At 32.6% G+C, this 16,866-nt stretch carries 24 protein-coding genes and 1 pseudogene; 11 read left to right on the top strand and 14 right to left on the bottom strand.

Annotated elements, in window-relative coordinates:
• Positions 1–3: 3 nt before the first annotated feature.
• The 4 genes from O5639_RS05535 to O5639_RS05520 form a co-directional block, all read right to left on the bottom strand.
• Positions 4–903, bottom strand: a complete 900-nt coding sequence (locus tag O5639_RS05535; RefSeq protein ID WP_269625468.1) for an ABC transporter permease subunit — start codon at positions 901–903, stop codon at positions 4–6.
• Positions 904–921: 18 nt separating this feature from the next.
• Positions 922–1,983, bottom strand: coding sequence for an amino acid ABC transporter substrate-binding protein (locus O5639_RS05530; protein ID WP_269625467.1), 1,062 nt, complete (start codon positions 1,981–1,983; stop codon positions 922–924).
• Between the two features lie 333 nt (positions 1,984–2,316).
• A complete protein-coding gene (locus O5639_RS05525) occupies positions 2,317–2,520 on the bottom strand; it encodes a hypothetical protein (RefSeq protein ID WP_269625466.1) in 204 nt (67 codons plus the stop codon).
• Positions 2,521–3,206: 686 nt separating this feature from the next.
• Positions 3,207–3,572, bottom strand: coding sequence for a DUF805 domain-containing protein (locus O5639_RS05520; protein ID WP_269625465.1), 366 nt, complete (start codon positions 3,570–3,572; stop codon positions 3,207–3,209).
• Between the two features lie 489 nt (positions 3,573–4,061).
• On the opposite strand from O5639_RS05520, the pseudogene O5639_RS10710 reads away from it, so the two are divergent.
• From O5639_RS10710 to O5639_RS05510, 3 genes and pseudogenes are all read left to right on the top strand, one after another.
• Positions 4,062–4,607, top strand: a pseudogene (locus O5639_RS10710) (ATP-binding cassette domain-containing protein); the annotation flags it as partial.
• Between the two features lie 123 nt (positions 4,608–4,730).
• On the top strand, positions 4,731–5,987 hold the full coding sequence (locus O5639_RS05515; protein ID WP_420063671.1) for an ABC-F family ATP-binding cassette domain-containing protein: 1,257 nt from the start codon (positions 4,731–4,733) through the stop codon (positions 5,985–5,987).
• Positions 5,988–7,100: 1,113 nt separating this feature from the next.
• Entirely contained in the window at positions 7,101–7,307 is a 207-nt protein-coding gene (locus O5639_RS05510) for a hypothetical protein (RefSeq protein ID WP_269625463.1), read from the top strand.
• 48 nt (positions 7,308–7,355) lie between these two features.
• On the opposite strand, the gene O5639_RS05505 is transcribed toward O5639_RS05510, so the two are convergent.
• The 3 genes from O5639_RS05505 to O5639_RS05495 form a co-directional block, all read right to left on the bottom strand.
• Positions 7,356–7,508: a hypothetical protein gene (locus O5639_RS05505; protein WP_011295035.1), complete on the bottom strand. Its 153-nt coding sequence runs from the start codon at positions 7,506–7,508 to the stop codon at positions 7,356–7,358.
• A 205-nt stretch (positions 7,509–7,713) separates the two neighbouring features.
• Positions 7,714–8,037, bottom strand: a complete 324-nt coding sequence (locus O5639_RS05500; protein ID WP_269625462.1) for a hypothetical protein — start codon at positions 8,035–8,037, stop codon at positions 7,714–7,716.
• Positions 8,038–8,083: 46 nt separating this feature from the next.
• The gene (locus tag O5639_RS05495; RefSeq protein WP_269625461.1) at positions 8,084–8,278 is read right to left on the bottom strand and encodes a hypothetical protein; all 195 of its coding nucleotides are present in this window, start codon (positions 8,276–8,278) and stop codon (positions 8,084–8,086) included.
• Positions 8,279–9,245: 967 nt separating this feature from the next.
• Here O5639_RS05495 and O5639_RS05490 point away from each other — a divergent pair.
• Positions 9,246–9,380, top strand: coding sequence for a hypothetical protein (locus O5639_RS05490; RefSeq protein ID WP_269625460.1), 135 nt, complete (start codon positions 9,246–9,248; stop codon positions 9,378–9,380).
• Positions 9,381–9,585: 205 nt separating this feature from the next.
• Here the strand turns inward: O5639_RS05490 and O5639_RS05485 are convergent, their stop codons facing one another.
• The 3 genes from O5639_RS05485 to O5639_RS05475 form a co-directional block, all read right to left on the bottom strand.
• Positions 9,586–10,131, bottom strand: a complete 546-nt coding sequence (locus O5639_RS05485; protein ID WP_269625459.1) for a hemagglutinin — start codon at positions 10,129–10,131, stop codon at positions 9,586–9,588.
• Between the two features lie 118 nt (positions 10,132–10,249).
• Positions 10,250–10,924, bottom strand: a complete 675-nt coding sequence (locus O5639_RS05480) for a DUF3386 domain-containing protein (protein ID WP_269625458.1) — start codon at positions 10,922–10,924, stop codon at positions 10,250–10,252.
• A 332-nt stretch (positions 10,925–11,256) separates the two neighbouring features.
• Entirely contained in the window at positions 11,257–11,517 is a 261-nt protein-coding gene (locus O5639_RS05475) for a hypothetical protein (RefSeq protein ID WP_269625457.1), read from the bottom strand.
• A gap of 190 nt (positions 11,518–11,707) precedes the next feature.
• On the opposite strand from O5639_RS05475, the gene O5639_RS05470 reads away from it, so the two are divergent.
• From O5639_RS05470 to O5639_RS05460, 3 genes are read left to right on the top strand one after another with little or no spacing between them, the layout of a single operon-like run.
• On the top strand, positions 11,708–11,815 hold the full coding sequence (locus tag O5639_RS05470; protein WP_011125327.1) for a high light inducible protein: 108 nt from the start codon (positions 11,708–11,710) through the stop codon (positions 11,813–11,815).
• 9 nt (positions 11,816–11,824) lie between these two features.
• Positions 11,825–11,944, top strand: coding sequence for a high light inducible protein (locus tag O5639_RS05465; RefSeq protein ID WP_269625456.1), 120 nt, complete (start codon positions 11,825–11,827; stop codon positions 11,942–11,944).
• On the top strand, positions 11,944–12,090 hold the full coding sequence (locus O5639_RS05460; RefSeq protein ID WP_269625455.1) for a high light inducible protein: 147 nt from the start codon (positions 11,944–11,946) through the stop codon (positions 12,088–12,090). The genes O5639_RS05465 and O5639_RS05460 overlap by 1 nt, the downstream gene beginning before the upstream one ends.
• A 202-nt stretch (positions 12,091–12,292) precedes the next feature.
• On the opposite strand, the gene O5639_RS05455 is transcribed toward O5639_RS05460, so the two are convergent.
• Both O5639_RS05455 and O5639_RS05450 read right to left on the bottom strand, forming a co-directional pair.
• Positions 12,293–12,487, bottom strand: a complete 195-nt coding sequence (locus O5639_RS05455; protein WP_269625454.1) for a hypothetical protein — start codon at positions 12,485–12,487, stop codon at positions 12,293–12,295.
• Between the two features lie 70 nt (positions 12,488–12,557).
• Positions 12,558–12,929, bottom strand: a complete 372-nt coding sequence (locus tag O5639_RS05450) for a hypothetical protein (protein ID WP_269625453.1) — start codon at positions 12,927–12,929, stop codon at positions 12,558–12,560.
• 210 nt (positions 12,930–13,139) lie between these two features.
• Here O5639_RS05450 and O5639_RS05445 point away from each other — a divergent pair, with 210 nt between their 5' ends.
• Positions 13,140–13,508 carry an OsmC family protein gene (locus O5639_RS05445; RefSeq protein ID WP_269625452.1) on the top strand — a complete coding sequence of 123 codons (369 nt, stop codon included), beginning with the start codon at positions 13,140–13,142 and terminating at the stop codon, positions 13,506–13,508.
• A gap of 21 nt (positions 13,509–13,529) precedes the next feature.
• On the opposite strand, the gene O5639_RS05440 is transcribed toward O5639_RS05445, so the two are convergent.
• Entirely contained in the window at positions 13,530–13,928 is a 399-nt protein-coding gene (locus tag O5639_RS05440; protein ID WP_269625451.1) for a DoxX family protein, read from the bottom strand.
• 449 nt (positions 13,929–14,377) lie between these two features.
• Here O5639_RS05440 and O5639_RS05435 point away from each other — a divergent pair, with 449 nt between their 5' ends.
• The 3 genes from O5639_RS05435 to O5639_RS05425 all read left to right on the top strand — a co-directional run bounded on the left by O5639_RS05435 (position 14,378) and on the right by O5639_RS05425 (position 16,578).
• Positions 14,378–14,626, top strand: coding sequence for a hypothetical protein (locus O5639_RS05435; protein ID WP_269625450.1), 249 nt, complete (start codon positions 14,378–14,380; stop codon positions 14,624–14,626).
• 229 nt (positions 14,627–14,855) lie between these two features.
• Positions 14,856–15,617, top strand: coding sequence for a GAF domain-containing protein (locus O5639_RS05430; protein ID WP_269625449.1), 762 nt, complete (start codon positions 14,856–14,858; stop codon positions 15,615–15,617).
• A 94-nt stretch (positions 15,618–15,711) separates the two neighbouring features.
• Entirely contained in the window at positions 15,712–16,578 is an 867-nt protein-coding gene (locus O5639_RS05425) for an EamA family transporter (protein WP_269625448.1), read from the top strand.
• On the opposite strand, the gene O5639_RS05420 is transcribed toward O5639_RS05425, so the two are convergent.
• Positions 16,575–16,820, bottom strand: coding sequence for a hypothetical protein (locus O5639_RS05420; RefSeq protein ID WP_269625447.1), 246 nt, complete (start codon positions 16,818–16,820; stop codon positions 16,575–16,577). The genes O5639_RS05425 and O5639_RS05420 overlap by 4 nt on opposite strands.
• Positions 16,821–16,866: the final 46 nt, after the last annotated feature.

Below are 16,866 nucleotides of genomic sequence, written 5' to 3'. Positions count from 1 at the left end.
AAATTAACCATATATGCGTGATTTTAAAATTAATCTATTTATGACTTCCATGGCATTAGTTATCAATAGATTTAATAGCAAGAAACTAACAAGTAATATAATAAAACACTCGATAGCTCTCCCTGTTTGATTTATAATAGTATCGTTAATTGCGTAAATATCTGAGTAGCCAACTGCGATTGCTAAGGTACTATTTTTAGCAAGGTTAAGATATTGACTTGTTAATCCTGGGATGATTGCTGGTAATGCCTGTGGAAGTATGATTCGGATAAGTCCTTTTCTTTCTGAAAGCCCTAAGCTCCTAAATGCTTCCCATTGCCCTCGGGGAACCGAGAGGATGCCTCCGCGGATTACCTCTGCTATGTAAGCACTTGTAAATATACTTAGACCAAGTAATAATGCTAGAAACTCCGAGGAAAAAATTAATCCTGAAAACTCAATTCCTTGATTTGAAATGTTAAGTATTTTTTTTATTGGGAGAAACATATTGTCTTTTAAACCTAAGAACCCAACAAAATACCAAAACATAAGTTGAAGTAAAAGAGGAGTTTGTCTGATTATTGTTATGTAACCAGCCGAAATGAGAGCTAGTAATGAGTTTTTGCCTGTTCTTGCAAAACCTATTAGTGTTCCCAAGAAAGTAGCTAATATTAATGATAAGAAAATAACTTTAAGACTGTTGAGCCAACCTATAAATAATGCCCAAGCATAGCTATCTGAGGGGGTATAAGGTAAGGGGTGTTCCGCTAAAGCAAAACTTGCTGGTTTGAAAAGCCAGCTAAAATTAAAACCAAGACCTGTCCTTATTAGATTTATTGTTAAATTATTAATTAGTATTCCAATCAAACCAAAAAAGATAATACATATTCCAAATTGCAAAAATATTTTTTGATTTATTTTCATTCTCGCAATAAATTATTTTTAGTTAAATGGTGGTGAAATATGTACACCTCCTTTGTTATACAACTCATTTTGTCCTCTTGGAATAGGTACCTCGCTATTTTGCCCTAAATGTCTTTCGTAAATCTCTCCATAATTGCCAGTTGAGCTAATTACTTTAACTACGAAGTCATTGCTAAGACCAATTTTTTCTCCAAGTCCTCCTTCAATACCTAGAAATCTTCTTAAAGGTTTTAATTGAGGATTTTTCTTTGCAATTTGTACTTTTTCATCAATATTTGACTTCGTTATCCCTTGCTCTTCTGCCGATATAAGGGAAAAGACAATCCATCTCATGGCATCAGCTAGTTTCTGATCTTTGCCATCGGAGGCTGGAGCAAGTGGCTCCTTGCTCAATACATCATCAAGAATAATATGTTCTTTTGGATTTTTAAAACCAGATCTGGCTGCTGCTAATTGCGAACGATCAGAAGTCATGGCTGAACAACGACCCTGTAAATAACCAGCAACTACTTGATTAAGATCTTGATATTTGATTGGTGTATAAGGAAGTGAGGCACTCTCAAACGCATCATTTATATTTTGCTCAGTAGTTGTTCCTGAGCCTACACATATAGATTTGTTTGCAAGATCTTTAAGACTACTAATTTTACTTTCCTGCTTTACCATCAATCCCTGGCCATCATGGAAAACAACTGGTGCAAAAGTTAATCCATTTCCTCCTGAGGAATCTCTACTGAGAGTGAAAGTGGTATTTCTTGATAACAGGTCAATTTCCCCGGTTTTAATAGCTGTGAATCTCTCTGCTGCAGTTAGAGGTCTATATTGGATTTTTTCTGAATCTCCTATAATTGCAGCGGCAAACGCTTTACATATATCGACATCTAGTCCTTGATAACTACCATCACTTTTCATATAACTAAAACCAGGAATCTTTCCACTTACTCCACAAATCAACTCATTGCGATTTTTTATTAGGTTAAGTCTAGAGCTATTGTCTTGACTTGTTGTCGCACAGCCAGCCAATAGAGCTGCCAGACCAACTATTCCTGATACCAATCGGCGCATAACTTTTTTATTCATTAAATTTATTTTCGCCAGATTTTTCTATTTCCTAGGCAATTATAGAAAATCTTTTACTTTTTCTTCATTGAAAGTTGTGATCACAAAAATAAAGCCCACCGAAATTTCTAAGCGTATTTTTATGAGTTTAAATCTATTTCTAAAGATAGAACATTTTTCTTTATATATAAATGAATAAGCTGAAATCAAAGAGATCATTTCCTGTTAATGAATCTGTGTTAGCTTCACTCTTCATTATCTCATTGTTGATTTCTTTACTATCAAATGATTTGTGTGTATATGGCGTCTAAAGAAGTTTAGGAACTTTGCTAAATATAAAGAAAGGAATTCTTCTTATTGAATATTTTTTCCAAAAGTAGATGTATTTATAAAAAGTATGTTTTGTGGGATAAGGTCTTTATTCTTTATGCATTTAATCCATTCTCTGTATTCTTGACTAATAGCTAACTGATCACCAGCATTGACATGGTCGGTTCTTTTAATCATATGACATATAAGATATGACATCGTTTCCTCGACAGATTGATGAAATGCCATTGGCTAAAAGTAGTTAAGCTAAATTACCTTCTTAGATCAGTTTGTAAACTTCCAACATTTGGCTATAAAGAATTTTCATATTTATATGAATGAACATAGGTCCCTTGGCTGATTGCCATGTAAGCATCTAATCGCTCTTTAATAGATATATCTATGAAAAGTAGATGAAATTAATTTCATCTTAATTGAAAGCAAATTTTAATGTCTGCCCTAGGTTATTATTTGATTTGTCAATTGTATATATTTAATATTAAAGGTGAATCAACTTTTATTACATTAAAATTCCTTTACTATATATCTTGCTTGAGAATGGAAAATATCGATTCCTAATACGATTTCAAAATTTGGGTATGAAAGATTTCAACACAAAAAAAATAATCAGAGCTTTATTAATATTAGCTTGTCTTACTTTCTCTTTGTTTATTGGTTTTATAATTAGTATTAATTTGATAATAGATCCTATTATCTATTGGCTTGCTTCCACAGCAGGCGCAAGGGTATTTATAAGTTGTATCCTTTCTTGGTTAGGAGTGTCGGCACTTTTCGAATTATTTTATAAGCGTTATAGGCGCAGTAAAAAATTAAAAAGGTTTAATGCTCTTAATATCCCTTACCCTCGGACTTTTAAGGGTAGAAAATGAGTATTTAAAAAATTAAGTAATGCTCACAACTTTAAAATACTTCATTTATTTTTCAGAAGAAGGCTGGGCAAATATATAAAGATTATAGAAAGGAATAAATGAACAAAATACCCATAGTAACAAGTTTTCCTTACCTATATCTCTCAGCCTTCTGATTGATAAAGCTATAAAAACTAAAAAAGATGGAATGCTATACAAGTACCCCCAGTCATATCCCTCAGTGATGGTATAAAAATCATTTGGATCATTAGCAAGGTTGTTATTAGATAGTATTGAAACCAAAGCTCCTATCAATCCATCCAGGATAAAAAAGTGCCAAAAAGGTATTCTACTTGTTTTATCTTTATAATTAAAAATCTGAGTCCAAGCCAGAAAGTAATTTGAGAGAACTTTCTCTAAAAAATTCATCATTATTCTAAATATGTATAAATAATTATCTAAGATCTTACTCTCAAGAGCCTCTAAAGTTTTTTATCTCATAAATAAAATAATGAACCGTATCTTTCTTATGGTGCTATCTTTTTTTCTTATGTCTCCGATGGCAGTTAAATCTGATGATCAAATTTATGAACCAAAAATATTTGTGGACGATACTATGCAGCCGAAGTTAATGGTGGTGGTGCGGCAAGGTTATTTAGGTTTAAAAGATTCTGGTAGGGTCCGCTCAAGTGTTGAGCAGTATTGCAATTTCTTCGTTAAGTTTCTTGATGATGCTTTCTACTCTTGCAGACGATTGCATATTTCGTGGTTGATGTAACTATTAAAATAGACTGTATTAGCTGTAGAGCGATGTCAGAATTTATTTATAAATTTCATGTTCACGCTTTGAAAAAGATCATGAGGACTAAGGGAGTTAATATTTATGAGTTAGCTTTATTGATGGACGTGAGGACGTAAGCTGTGTTGATTAGTCTTGTTAATGCTTCAACAGACTTTGGAATAAAAAATCTTTTTAAAAATTTAGATCTTCATATAAATAAAAAAGAGAGACTTGGTTTGATTGGTCCAAATGGATCTGGCAAGTCAACACTTTTGAGAGTTATTGCAGGAATAGAACCTTTGATGGAAGGAGAAAGGAGATGTTTATCATCTTTGCGGATATCTTTGGTTGGGCAAGAAACAAGTTACAACAGTGAAAAAAGTATTTTGGAAGAAGTTCTTGAAGGGTGTGGAGAAAAAAGAAAATTATTACTTAATTTCAGTCAGCTAAGTAGAAAAATCGCACAAAGTCCAGAAGATGAAGGCCTTTTGAAAAAACTTGGTCAGGCGAGTGAACTTATGGATGCCGCTGGGGCATGGAATTTAGAACAACAATGTCAAGATGTTTTAAGAAGACTAGGTATAAAAGATTTAGAGAAGCCAGTAAAAGATCTTTCTGGTGGTTACCGCAAAAGGGTGGGACTTGCCGCTGCACTTGTTTCTAAGCCTGACGTTTTACTTCTTGATGAACCTACCAACCACCTAGATGCATCTGCAGTGGAATGGCTTCAAAATTGGTTAGAGCATTATGACGGTGCACTTGTCTTGATAACTCACGATAGATATGTTCTTGATCGCATTACTACTAGGATGGTCGAAATCAATAATGGAGAAGCTCGCAAGTATTCGGGAAATTACCGTCAATTTCTTCAACAAAAAGTTGAACAAGAACAATCAGAGGCATCTACAAAGAAAAAATTTCAGGGTGTTTTAAGAAAGGAATTAGCTTGGTTAAGACAAGGTCCCAAAGCAAGAAGTACAAAACAAAAGGCACGTCTTCAAAGGATTGCTGAAATGCAAGCTAAACCTAAAAATCATGTTAAAGCTAAATTAGAAATGAATTCATTAAGTAGAAGAATTGGAAAAATCGCAATTGAAGCTGAAGGAGTAGGTATATCTTTAAATGATAAAGAGAATAATTTGGATCTTTTACGTGATTTCACTTATAGCTTTAGTCCAGAGGATCGAGTAGGCATTATTGGTCCTAATGGAAGTGGTAAATCGACTCTTTTAGATCTAATTGCTGGTAAAAGATTGCCTACTAGTGGGGAAATCAAACTTGGAGAAACCGTCCATATTGGCTATCTCGATCAACATACAAATGATTTAACTCAAGGGAATGGCCTAAACCGCAAAGTTATCGAATTCGTGGAGGAAGCTGCATTACTAATTGATCATGGAGGAAAACAAATTACCGCATCACAACTCTTAGAAAAATTCTTGTTTCCACCTAGTCAGCAATATAGCCCTCTACTTAAACTTTCAGGAGGAGAAAAAAGAAGACTTGCTCTCTGCAAAATGCTCATACAAGCGCCCAACGTATTGTTGCTTGATGAACCTACAAATGATTTAGATATACAAACACTAAGTGTGCTAGAAGATTTTCTTGAGGACTTCAAAGGTTGTGTCGTAGTCGTATCGCACGATAGATATTTTCTTGACCGAACTATTGATAAAATTTTTAATTTTGAAAATGGTCACTTACAAAGATATGAAGGCAATTACTCTCGATTTCTGGAACAAAAAATTTTAGAGGAGCGAAATGATGAAACAAAAGAACGAGATAAAATAGTCAATAATTCGCAAAATAAGAGAGGATCAGAAAGTAAATCTAACCCTGAAAATAAAACGAGAAAATTGAGTTTTAAAGAAGCTAGAGAATTGAAAGAGCTAGACCTCAGACTGCCTATGCTAGAAAAACAGAAAATATATTTAGAAAAAAAAATAACTAGTTGTGATGTAGACATTAGTGAAACTAGTCATCAATTAGCAGATCTTCTTGAAGCTATTCAAGAACATGAGGATAGATGGATTGAGCTCAGTGAGTTATCTGAGTCAGCCAACTAAACTAACAACGTAATTATTTTGTGGTGTAGAAAAAAAACAGATAGAGCCCAAATCTATATTATTGACATTTTTGAGTATAAATACTATAAAGGAGGTGTAGCTTTTGCTACCCAATCGTCCGATCTGCCTATGTAGACCGCAGTTCGACTCAAGCCAGAGGACGGGGACTTGAGCGTCTTTGAAGAGTCTGTATCATCATGGTCAATATGTATTTTAATGGAAGGTCATTCGTATATTGTCATTCAGCTTCAAAGCCTCAGACAAAGCTTACTTATAGGGGATTGAATTATTCAAGATAAATCCATGCCTTTAAAAATTTAATGCATTTCAGAAAATCAATATTTTTTAGAATAAGATTATATTATTTTTATGTCTATTAAAATTTCTGAATTAGTTGAATCAGTGGAGTTATGTTTTTATAAATTTTAAATGACTCATTTTTGTTGTTATTACTACAAGACAAAAATCTTATGTTTGTCTTTAGTTCGTTAGCTTAGAACTGTGACATAGGAAATCTCTCACAAAAATAAGAGATGCTATTGTCCTTAAAAAATTTGTTATTTGAGACTTTTAGCTATAATAATTTTATATACACAGATGATTTGTGAAGTTGATTAAATGGCATAAATCATTTGTTGAACGTGCTCAAAAAGAAATGGGGATATCTAACTACGCCCTGTATTGGTTTGGCTTCCTAGAGGGTGCTTTAGTTATGTGGTTACTTATGAAAGTTATTTCTACCTTATGGATAAAATCCGAGTTTCCTTTTTAATAAAGATGTTTTTAATAGGTGAGTTATGGATTTTCTAAAAAAAATCCCTCCCAATAATTATCTAATTTTTTCTTTAATTTTCATAACAACAGCTATTGCAGTTCTGTTTTTAGGGAAATTTACTTTTGCCATCATTTCTTTGCTAATAGGACTTATTTCATTAATAGCATGGACTTTTTTTGGATTATTCGAAGAAACTAAACATACATAGATGCTTCATTAAACTTAGATATAGGGATTTAGCTAGCAATAAATTCTCATGATTACAGTATCCATTAGGTGCTTGTTTTCCTTTTGAATGAATTTATTCTGATAAAAGATAGATTATCTTTCAGTTAAAAATGGCTATTGATCCAGAAGTAATACCCCCTTCAAGTAATAAAGGGAGCAGAGCAGGTAAATATGTTCCGAAATGGGCAATTTATAGCTCTGCCGGGATAGGGGTTTTGGTTCTGGTTGGCTTGATTAAAACCCTTCTCCCTTTAATTGGAATGGCTTTTTTATTGGCTTTTATCTGGACGCAATCAACAACTAACCGAAGATACTGAGAATTCTGTTCTCTAATAACTTAAGTCGTTCTCCTGGTAACTCTTGAGTTATCTTCCAATAATGAAATGGTGAACAGAGGGAACCGTTCTATAGAGAATGTAAATAATAAGAACTAGTAAATTCCCTCCAACAACGGCCGCTCCTGCCGCAAAATTTCCTTCTTTGGTGGTGTAATCCCACTTTGGCTCGTTATCTGTCATGGTTGAATTATTAATCACTTTATTATTGCCATTTATCCAAAGCGTTCAACAAATATAACTAATAAAAGAATAAAGAAACTCCTAATTTTTTTTAAATTCAAAATATAATCCACTTTTCTTCAATTAGAAAGAGATCTATATAAAAGGGTTGAGAGTTTTCTTCTCTTCAAATCTCCTATTATGACTACGTTGTTAAATTCAAAATTTATGCTTCCTCTTTAGAAACCACTTCGGCATCAACCACTTCTTTTGAATCAACAAATTCGTTTCTTTTCCTATCTATCCAACTATTAATTCCAAATACGAGAGGCTTTGATCCTCGATAAATAAAAATGGCGGTAGGAAGGACACTAATTATTCCAACTGCAGGATTTTTGAAAATGAGTCGTCCTGCTTTGACATTAAAAAGAATAATTAATATAGAAGGAATTAAAACACTTAGAATGGTTTTTAGAGCTTCAGTCCATCCAACACGATAAACCCACCAAATTGAAGCTATGCCAAAAAAATATAAACTAAAAAAGGTCATGAAATATCACTTACCCAGTAAGTCGATTTTAATTATTCAAACTATTCTAGGAACTTCTTTTACTCTTTGAGTTGCTCGTCTCAAGAATGTAAACACTAAAAGCTATCAATAGAGTTCCCAAAATCGATGCGGCTACCCAACTTAATTGACTTGAGGTCATCCCTAAGTAAGGACCATCAATAGGTTGTTCAGACCAAGTGCCAGGTAAATGCCATACCTGAGGATTCGATAGAAAAAACATGAAATACCTTCCCATTGCTTTATGAGCAAAGTTTATATTTTAAATGCACAAATGCTATGAATAATTACTTATCGTTACTTGTTCTTAGAACTAGGATTGATGACTAATTTGAGTTTTAATTAGTAACGGATTTTTTTTAATCCTTTAAAAATAATAATTACTCATGGCAAAGCTTTGAAACATAAGCCATCTTTAAGTTGAATTCATTTCGAGGTCACAATGTCTAGAGCTGTGAACTGGGTTTTGCTTCAATTGGCTATGAGTTATTACGGAGACTCGTTGAAAGAGTTTCAAGTAGATAATGATTAGTTGTTTATAAATTTTGAACATTTTTTAATTTCTCATAATTTTCATGAAATTACTAACTCAGTTCAGTATTCCTAATCCAAGCAAGGCTGATCTGGCTAAAAAAAATAATAGGACTTCAAAAACACTCAAAAAAGCAGCTAAACAATAAACCCTTGTTTGCTCTTGAGAAGCATTGATCACTTTCTCTGAATATATCTTTGCGTGAATTGCTATCTTTTTATGGTTAAAATTACTTTTAAAGTTGAGTTTTGAACAAATAATACATATTCAATTAATAGTGGTTTTTGTCTCAGGATTTCTTGCTTTGCTTGGGGTTCGAATTTTAATTTCTAGCTTTGATAATAATAATGGGGATGGAATGACTTTTTCAACTCGGGATAAATATCAATTCTCAAGTTTAGAAGGTTCATAACAGCTAACCACTGGCTGAGAGAACTACTCAAATGTGATATGGGCGTCACATTAAGCTACGTATCTTATGGAAGATTGCGATCATTGCCAGTTCGTTTTTTCTCTTACTTATTGATTACAAGTCTGGCATTACTGTTTGGACACAGCTTGATCCCTTTCATCACTTCGAAAGGTACAAGTCTAGTCCTACAGTATCTTTGTATTCCTTAATCAAGGATTTACCCTTCGCTCACACGCTAATAGGGACATGAAATCTTCTTCTCAGGTGATTTCTGAATATGGCAAGACAAACATATTTGCTCGTGAAACTCCGCCTCAATTAGTAAAAAATTATACAAGCTATCCAAAGGAAGCTGAAAAAACAATGGACGTTGGGCAATGATTGGGACGATCAGCAACTGTCAATTAAATTTTTTTGTCTAATGCACTGCTGATTTTTAATCTGTTTATAAGGCATGTATAATAAATTTATTAATCATTTCATATTTATACGTCTAAAATATTTGTGGAATTGTATGGGTATGTCTAATTTTAATCGAGCATATTGCTCTAATTGTTTTGTTTTTCATGTAAGCTGAAGCATTTTTTTATTTTTGCGCAGGTATTAAAGGTTCTAACGTAATGTTCTTAAAGGGCCCTTTACAATCAAGTTTTACTCTTTTTATTCTTTCTTCTTCCCAAATCCAGTAAACGGGATGAGCTTTCCTAGCTTTTCTTAAATGTTTGTTTGATCTTAGGCTAACAGGTGAGAATTCTTTTGTTTGATCAAATGAATTATCTCTAATTGCTTGATTCAAAACAATACTACCTTCTTTTCCTGATTCTGATCGGTGATAAGTTCCAATTGGTATTTGCAGTGCACCCATTGCTCTATTTAAAAAAATCACATGGTGCGGCTCATCCCATTTAGGGTTGATAAGAGTGAATTTTCGACTACCTTCAATCACTAAATTGTGATCAATTTGATGATGGTGAATGTAATATTGCTCAAAGTTGCCATCATCAGGTGGAGAAATGGCATTTTTGTGATGGATGACAACATCGGCACCATTTGATCCATTAACGCCTGCATCAAAAAATGATACTTGCGGTGTTTCACGAAAAACACGAATAGGGACAAATTGAAGAAACATTTGTTACCCCCCTTTCTTACGATTCATTCATAATCGAAAATAGTTAATTTATAAATCTCGGTTTTCACCTAGGCAGATATTCTTATATAAATTATGACTCTGGCTATGTTTCCATAAGCTATCCTTGCTTAGAACCAAGACTTTTTAACTCCGAAAAAGAAAATACTTGTTTATTTATTATTGAACCTTCTGAGGATTCTTGATGTATGGATCTAGAGGATAAAACCCAAGGCCCACCTTTGAATAAAGGTATAAAAGCATCTTTGTAAAAGCTTTGTCCCTTTAAATCTTTTTTTGAAATTGGATCAAGATATTGACTGGAATAACTCTTACTTAAATAGCCATTACCAGTATGAGTAACATCCTTAGTGAGGATGATTATTAGATTTCCATGAATATGCCTATAAACCATCGTAACAATATCGTTTTTAACCCTATATTTGTCACCTTCGTTTTTCCCTCCAACTATAACTTCTGTGCCAATTTCATTTGTATCTCCAAAAGTAAAGGTGTTTTTACCATGAGTTTGTTCAAATGATCTTCTGACTCTATGAATAGCAACTTCCCAAAGTTGTGAAGAAATGGCTTTGTGTATTTCTTCGTTATCTATTTCGTTAACAGTGGCTTTTAAATCTTGGCCTAAGCAAAAGGTTCCTTCTACTTCTCTTTTGCCATCTGTCCAAGAACATCTACCTTGATAACCTGAAAAATCTGATTCCCATGTGTAGCGATTTTCATAGGCAGACTTAAATAAATGCGTACAATCTGCTCCTGCCATTTCCTTGGTTAGCATAAAACTATGTTTATGACTTATTTTAGTCAATTAAATATTTTAATAAACTAATTAAAAATATATTTACGATACACAATTATTTGTAGGTATCTATAGCGATTGTTATTAGCAACAAACACAGATAAATTACTTTCCAAGAAATATTGTTTAATTGCATTTTATTAGGGTTATTATTTTTAATAGCCAAGACCATGCAAGAAATGGCTATTAGGCAAGAGCATCACTTTAGTTGAAAAACACTTGCCATATATTTTTACTATATCTTCCGAAAAACGTCAGATTATATGATACATATCACTGCAAATCATTTGACTTTATTAGCAATTAAAAGATTACTCGTTGTTTTCTTCAGCTGAGGATTTTTTGTTTTCGGGGTTTAGAGACACATTCTTGTTATCAGTTTTTTCATCCCAACCCCAGCTTTTTTTTATTTCTTTTAATGATTGGCCACTCTCTTTTTGTTGAGGACTTAAGGGGATCCAACTCCAATCAATTAAAAGTGTGGCGGCAACGCCAAAAAGGAGATGTCCTACAAGTACGCCTACGACATCAACTGTAGTGAGAGATTCTTGTCCAATCGAGGGGTCGTACAAGTTCTTTCTTCGATTGATTTTTTATTATAGGAATTTAACAAGTGGATCAAAGAAAAGGTATGGATTCAAGTTTCGTTTTTAATAAATTTTTCTAATGTATTTGATCATTTTTTCTAGTATGTTCGGTTGCCCACAGCAACAGCAGGCTTGCGTCCGTTACATTCCTTTACACAAACAACTTTTTTTTAAAATGACACCTGAAGCAGAAAAGTTTAACGGTTGGGCGGCAATGCTTGGCTTCGTTGCAGCCTTTGGCGCATATGCAACAACAGGACAAATAATCCCTGGCATTTTCTAAATTTTAATCATGCAACCATCTAACAAGACAATTCTAGAAAGAAGCATCGGTAGACCAGCAATGATGGCCTTCGTACTTCTAACAGGTATCTACCTAACAACTGGCCAACTTGTCCCTGGAGTTGTGTAATGTCTACTCAAAATAAAAATACAAGAAACATTGATCCTGAGAAAGTAACCGCAGAAAGGCTCAATGGTTATGCAGCACTATTTGGTTGTATTGCTTTAATAGGTGCATATGCAACAACAGGTCAAATTATTCCTGGGTTTGTTTAACCAATCAAGATTACTTAAAAATCGCTAAATAGTTTAATAGGCGTTTAGCAAAAACGATTTATTTACAGCAGTAATTCTTTTTAAATACTCTGGTTGGTTAGTTCCAAGGGATGTTTAGATTTTAAAAAAATCAATAAAAAGCTCTCACTTTTAGAGAGCTTTTTTTGTTTTACAAGGAATGTCTAATCAATGAACTCAAAATTCAAAGGAATATTCCTCTTGATTGAACAAAGCTGTGAAAAACCGGATTATGAAGATATTCAATATACAAAGCGATTAAAAATGCACCACTCAAGCAAAAACTTGCAATTATTGATCCAAAAAGAAAAACTTGTTTTTTGTTTACATGTTGCTTCGTATCTATAAATATGAATCTCTTTGATCTTGAGACAGTCATGTGATTTTTTTTTCGACTACCTAATTCGTAGCTATATCATTTCTAGGATATTTCCTGCTTAAGACTTTCTTTATGAAACTCTGTCTTCCGTGTATATAGCTTGACAAGAAAATTCTTGAATTTCTCCATTAGGTAAAAGTTGAGCAAACCTGGGATCATCCATTCTTAATCCATTTTTTTTATCTTGATAACTCCACAACCATTTCTTGTCGGTGAAAGAAATGTCACCGACATTAAAAGATACTGGGAGCATGAGATTGATCTCGCGCCAATTAAGAACTATAAATGCTCCTTTATCAATATTTTCAAGATCATTAGTTATTGAGAAATCCCCATTTAAGTTATTCCTGATGACCGCAGTTAATCTATCCCCATCACAATTGAAACTTGAAGAAGGGTTAAGAGTAATAAGTAAACTAAGAAAAAATGAAATAAAAATCATTTGTTTTGGTTATGAGAGAAATTTTTCTGCAAAAATAATGTTTTTCTATTTGTGATTATATTTCATTTTTCTTTAATAAAATAAACTTATTCGATAATTGATGAGACTAAAAGTTTGCTAAAGTGATCTATTAAATAGGTTCTTCAAATTAAAAACTTACAAGACATTAATTTCAATTCTACTAAAATCAGTTGCACATATCTTGGAGATTTGCACACTGAAGTAAAACATTCTATTTCAGGGAGCGTTATACATACTGATGCACCTAAAGATCATGATGGTGAAGGCAAAAATTTTGCTCCAACTGATTTATTAGCTTCTTCTTTGGGGACTTGTGTAATAACAATTATGGGTATTGAGGCCAAGCGTAGAGGATGGGAACTTGGTAAGATTACAATTGATGTTTATAAAACAATGACATCAGAAGGGCCTAGACAAATAAAGACTCTTGCGCTAGAAATTTTCATGCCACCTGAATTAGATACTGAAAAGTATAAAATACTTCAAAGAACAGCTGAAGATTGTCCTGTTAAACTTAATCTTGAGAGATCTGTGGATATTAAGTTGAATTGGCACTAAATAAATATTTAAAAACGGAAGTTACTTTTTGATTACCTGATTGTTGAAAATTTCTTTGAGTGAATTACCTTTTGCATTATTAAGACCGAGAATCAATCCTCCAACTAGGCCCGCATTCATTAGAATGGCCTTTGCTTGGAAAGGAGAAAAATGAAATATAAAAGTTGTTGGGACTATAAACATTATTAGAAGATATACGCCTAATTTTTGCTTGAATCCTGAGATAAAAAGGATTGAGCCAAAAATTAGGCAAAAGATGGCTAAAAGTAATAGAAATGGAGCTAAGGTAGAAGATATATTTTTATTTGAGATAACCTCAACAGTCTGATCAAAATTTATTATTTTACTAGGAATTGCATAAATAAATATGGCTGAAATTAGTATTCTTCCAATTAAATCTCTCGTTTTTTCAAAATTCATTTACTTATTATCAGAGGTGAAAAATTAATTTCTATGGAAATTTCTAATACTTGAGAATGCTTTTTATTTTACTATTATGTAATATATTTTTGTTTTTGTGGGGATTTCTCGATTTTTTTAATTTTGATTATAAATTGTATTTCTTTTTCGGTGTAGCAATCAAAATACAAATATATTGCTATGTTACTTCTAGATTATTTTATTTTTAATGATGACAAGGGATTGGGATTCAGGTCCATCCTTTTATAAGAAGGGTTCGTTCCATAATAAATTAGGCATGATATTGCTTTGGATATTTATATTCTTGACCTTAATTCAAATTTTCATATTGATTCTTAGTTGAATTACATTTCCATAATTCTTTAATATTAGATGAGTAGTAAATTTATATAATATTCAATTGTAAATAGATTGAATTTATTTTAATTTATCTAAGTTTTAATTTAATCATGATTCTTCTCAAAATCACTAATGCCTCAGATGTGGTTGCCTCTAAAGCAGGTAAATTATTTGAGAAAATGACTCCTGATATGATTGATCAGAAATTAGTAGAAAGTCAGGTTATTCAGCAGATGATTGATCAACTTCAATTAGAGGGCCTGAAAGGGCAGATTTCTAGTGTCAAAGGTCTTGATATTAGTGATGATAATTTGATAACTAGAAGTAGTTTTAAAATTAGGACTACGAAAACTTTTTAAAAAAAAAAACTAAAAGTATGTACTCAATTTATTTAAAAAGAAAAGCAAAGAATGGATGAGAAGCTAGTTTTGATAGCTTATCTAGCACAGACTGTTATTTGAAATTGTGCTTAAGCTTAATGTCGTTGATATTTTTCTTATAAAAACTTAATTGTTTATTATTGAGAAGAGATTCGTTTTTATTGCTTAGAATTATCTATTCTTAAAATCATATAAATAAGGAAGTATTTTGGGTTTTGGTGCCCCGAAAATAAGCAATGAAGAAGAGCGTCTAAGAGCTCTTGCTGAGTACAGGATTTTAGGGACTCAACCTGAGCAATGTTATGACGACATTACGAAAATAGCTTCTTTAACTTGTGGAACGCCTATTTCTTTAATGAGTTTGGTTGATACAAATAAACAATGGTTTAAATCAATGTGTGGGTTTAAGACGAAAGAAACATCAAGGGATGTTTCTTTTTGCGCTCATGCAATTGCTAGTTCAGAACCCTTGATTATTGAGGATGCTCTGTTAGATGAGCGATTTAAATCAAATCCTTTGGTGGTTGAGGAACCAAAAATTCGTTTATATGCTGGGTTTCCATTGCAAACCCCAAATGATCAGCGAATAGGAACTCTCTGCGTGATTGATAGAAAGCCTGGACATTTGTCTGATAAACAGCATCAAATTATGGAGGCATTATCTAGACAGGTTGTAACCTTATTGGAACTTCGTAAAAGATCTATTCGTCTCCTTGATGCTCTTACTCATATGCATAAAACTGAGGGTATTTTAACAACATGTTCATATTGCAAAGAGGTTAGGGATTCGGATGGTGAGTGGCAGCATTTAGAAAAATACCTTTCTAAGATTGCAGATATTCGTTTTAGTCATGGTATTTGCGATTTATGTATGGAGAAGCACTTCCCTGATGTATTAGAAGTTTGGAGTGATGACAATCTTAATTTAGATAGTAATAGAAACAAGCCAGAATGCAAAAGAAGTATTTAGTTGACTAGAAAATAATTTATGTGAGTTAGTTGCTTCCTAGGCTTTTGATAAATATTGAATTCTTTGAAAATTTAGTTCTCAAAGAGTTTGAAATATGATTGGTTTTTTTGCAGCAATATCGGCAGTAATTTCTTGGACTTTTGCGTGTTCTATTTGGCGTAGAGAATCTGAAAACTTTCTGCCAAGGCAAATAAATATTTATAAAAATGTTCTTGCTTCAATCTTCTTTTTACCAGTTCTCCTAACAATAAGTTCGTTTTCTGATGTATTTTCTATATTTGTTTTGATGATAAGTGGAATTGTCGGTATTTCTATTGGGGATACTTTATATATAAATTCTTTAAAAATAATAGGGACTAGAAAAACTCTTTCGTTTGAGGCGTTAACTCCAATAATTGCAACTACTTTAGGGGCATTGAGTATCAATGAGATATATCCTCCAAAAGTATGGATAGGATCTTTTGTTGTCTCTTTTTCTTTATTGATGATTGTATGTCAAAAGACATTTCAAAAAGATGACTCTAGAGAAACAAATCTTTTGGGTATCCTTTACGCATTGGGGTCGGTCTTTTGTGCTGTTTTGGCAGCTTTAATGTCAAGAGTAATTTTAATCAGCTCTACATTAACCCCTTTGCAAACTACTGAAATTAGACTTTTATCAGCATCAATATTTTTATTTTTAATTTTTAAAAAAGATTTTTTGTATCTTATTAAAAATAGATCAATAACTAAACAAAATCATTTAAGTTTAATTTTATCAACCTTGCTTGGGACTAATTGTGGAATATTATTCCAACAGATAGTGTTTAAATTTCTACCAATTGGAATTGGTTGGACTTTGTTAAGTCTTTCTCCAGTCTTTGCACTTTTTATTTCAAAGAGAGAGGGAGATGAAATAAATAAATTAACAATTTTTTATTCTTTTTTATCTTTTATTGGAGTTGCTATTGTTTTGATCTAGACCTCAAAGTAATCATTCTCTTGCCAATATTCATCTGGATCATCTTCGACGTCAGGGGGATCTTCTAGCTCTCCAGGCTTTTCACCTAATAATATGAGCAATCCTTCTAAATATCTCATTTCTGAAGGGTCATCTGTATTATTAAGACGATCCTTGACTTTTTTAGCAACTTGAGGATCACCCTTCTCAACAGCTTTTGTTAATAAATAAAGTGGATTGTTGTTGGGGTCTATTTCTTTCATTTTAATTAGAAATTTTTTAGATAGGTGAGATTCAGTCTTTCATATA

The sequence above is a fragment of the Prochlorococcus marinus str. MIT 1214 genome (genome assembly GCF_027359355.1).
In the GTDB taxonomy this organism is placed as follows: Bacteria; Cyanobacteriota; Cyanobacteriia; order PCC-6307; family Cyanobiaceae; genus Prochlorococcus_B; species Prochlorococcus_B marinus_F.
Note: the sequence above shows the minus strand (reverse complement) of the source record. Positions and strands in the feature narration are given on the sequence as shown.

Excerpts from the sequence above, each read along its gene's own strand:
- O5639_RS05510 (WP_269625463.1), top strand. The coding sequence starts at position 7,101 with ATGGCTATTGATCCAGAAGTAATACCCCCTTCAAGTAATAAAGGGAGC.
- O5639_RS05455 (WP_269625454.1), bottom strand. The coding sequence starts at position 12,487 with ATGACTGTCTCAAGATCAAAGAGATTCATATTTATAGATACGAAGCAA.
- O5639_RS05470 (WP_011125327.1), top strand. The coding sequence starts at position 11,708 with ATGACACCTGAAGCAGAAAAGTTTAACGGTTGGGCGGCAATGCTTGGC.
- O5639_RS05450 (WP_269625453.1), bottom strand. The coding sequence starts at position 12,929 with ATGATTTTTATTTCATTTTTTCTTAGTTTACTTATTACTCTTAACCCT.
- O5639_RS05500 (WP_269625462.1), bottom strand. The coding sequence starts at position 8,037 with ATGACCTTTTTTAGTTTATATTTTTTTGGCATAGCTTCAATTTGGTGG.
- O5639_RS05480 (WP_269625458.1), bottom strand. The coding sequence starts at position 10,924 with ATGCTAACCAAGGAAATGGCAGGAGCAGATTGTACGCATTTATTTAAG.
- O5639_RS05495 (WP_269625461.1), bottom strand. The coding sequence starts at position 8,278 with ATGTTTTTTCTATCGAATCCTCAGGTATGGCATTTACCTGGCACTTGG.
- O5639_RS05485 (WP_269625459.1), bottom strand. The coding sequence starts at position 10,131 with ATGTTTCTTCAATTTGTCCCTATTCGTGTTTTTCGTGAAACACCGCAA.
- O5639_RS05420 (WP_269625447.1), bottom strand. The coding sequence starts at position 16,820 with ATGAAAGAAATAGACCCCAACAACAATCCACTTTATTTATTAACAAAA.
- O5639_RS05465 (WP_269625456.1), top strand. The coding sequence starts at position 11,825 with ATGCAACCATCTAACAAGACAATTCTAGAAAGAAGCATCGGTAGACCA.
- O5639_RS05520 (WP_269625465.1), bottom strand. The coding sequence starts at position 3,572 with ATGATGAATTTTTTAGAGAAAGTTCTCTCAAATTACTTTCTGGCTTGG.
- O5639_RS05490 (WP_269625460.1), top strand. The coding sequence starts at position 9,246 with ATGAAATCTTCTTCTCAGGTGATTTCTGAATATGGCAAGACAAACATA.
- O5639_RS05505 (WP_011295035.1), bottom strand. The coding sequence starts at position 7,508 with ATGACAGATAACGAGCCAAAGTGGGATTACACCACCAAAGAAGGAAAT.
- O5639_RS05535 (WP_269625468.1), bottom strand. The coding sequence starts at position 903 with ATGAAAATAAATCAAAAAATATTTTTGCAATTTGGAATATGTATTATC.
- O5639_RS05525 (WP_269625466.1), bottom strand. The coding sequence starts at position 2,520 with ATGGCATTTCATCAATCTGTCGAGGAAACGATGTCATATCTTATATGT.
- O5639_RS05440 (WP_269625451.1), bottom strand. The coding sequence starts at position 13,928 with ATGAATTTTGAAAAAACGAGAGATTTAATTGGAAGAATACTAATTTCA.
- O5639_RS05460 (WP_269625455.1), top strand. The coding sequence starts at position 11,944 with ATGTCTACTCAAAATAAAAATACAAGAAACATTGATCCTGAGAAAGTA.
- O5639_RS05435 (WP_269625450.1), top strand. The coding sequence starts at position 14,378 with ATGATTCTTCTCAAAATCACTAATGCCTCAGATGTGGTTGCCTCTAAA.
- O5639_RS05425 (WP_269625448.1), top strand. The coding sequence starts at position 15,712 with ATGATTGGTTTTTTTGCAGCAATATCGGCAGTAATTTCTTGGACTTTT.
- O5639_RS05530 (WP_269625467.1), bottom strand. The coding sequence starts at position 1,983 with ATGAATAAAAAAGTTATGCGCCGATTGGTATCAGGAATAGTTGGTCTG.
- O5639_RS05515 (WP_420063671.1), top strand. The coding sequence starts at position 4,731 with ATGGTCGAAATCAATAATGGAGAAGCTCGCAAGTATTCGGGAAATTAC.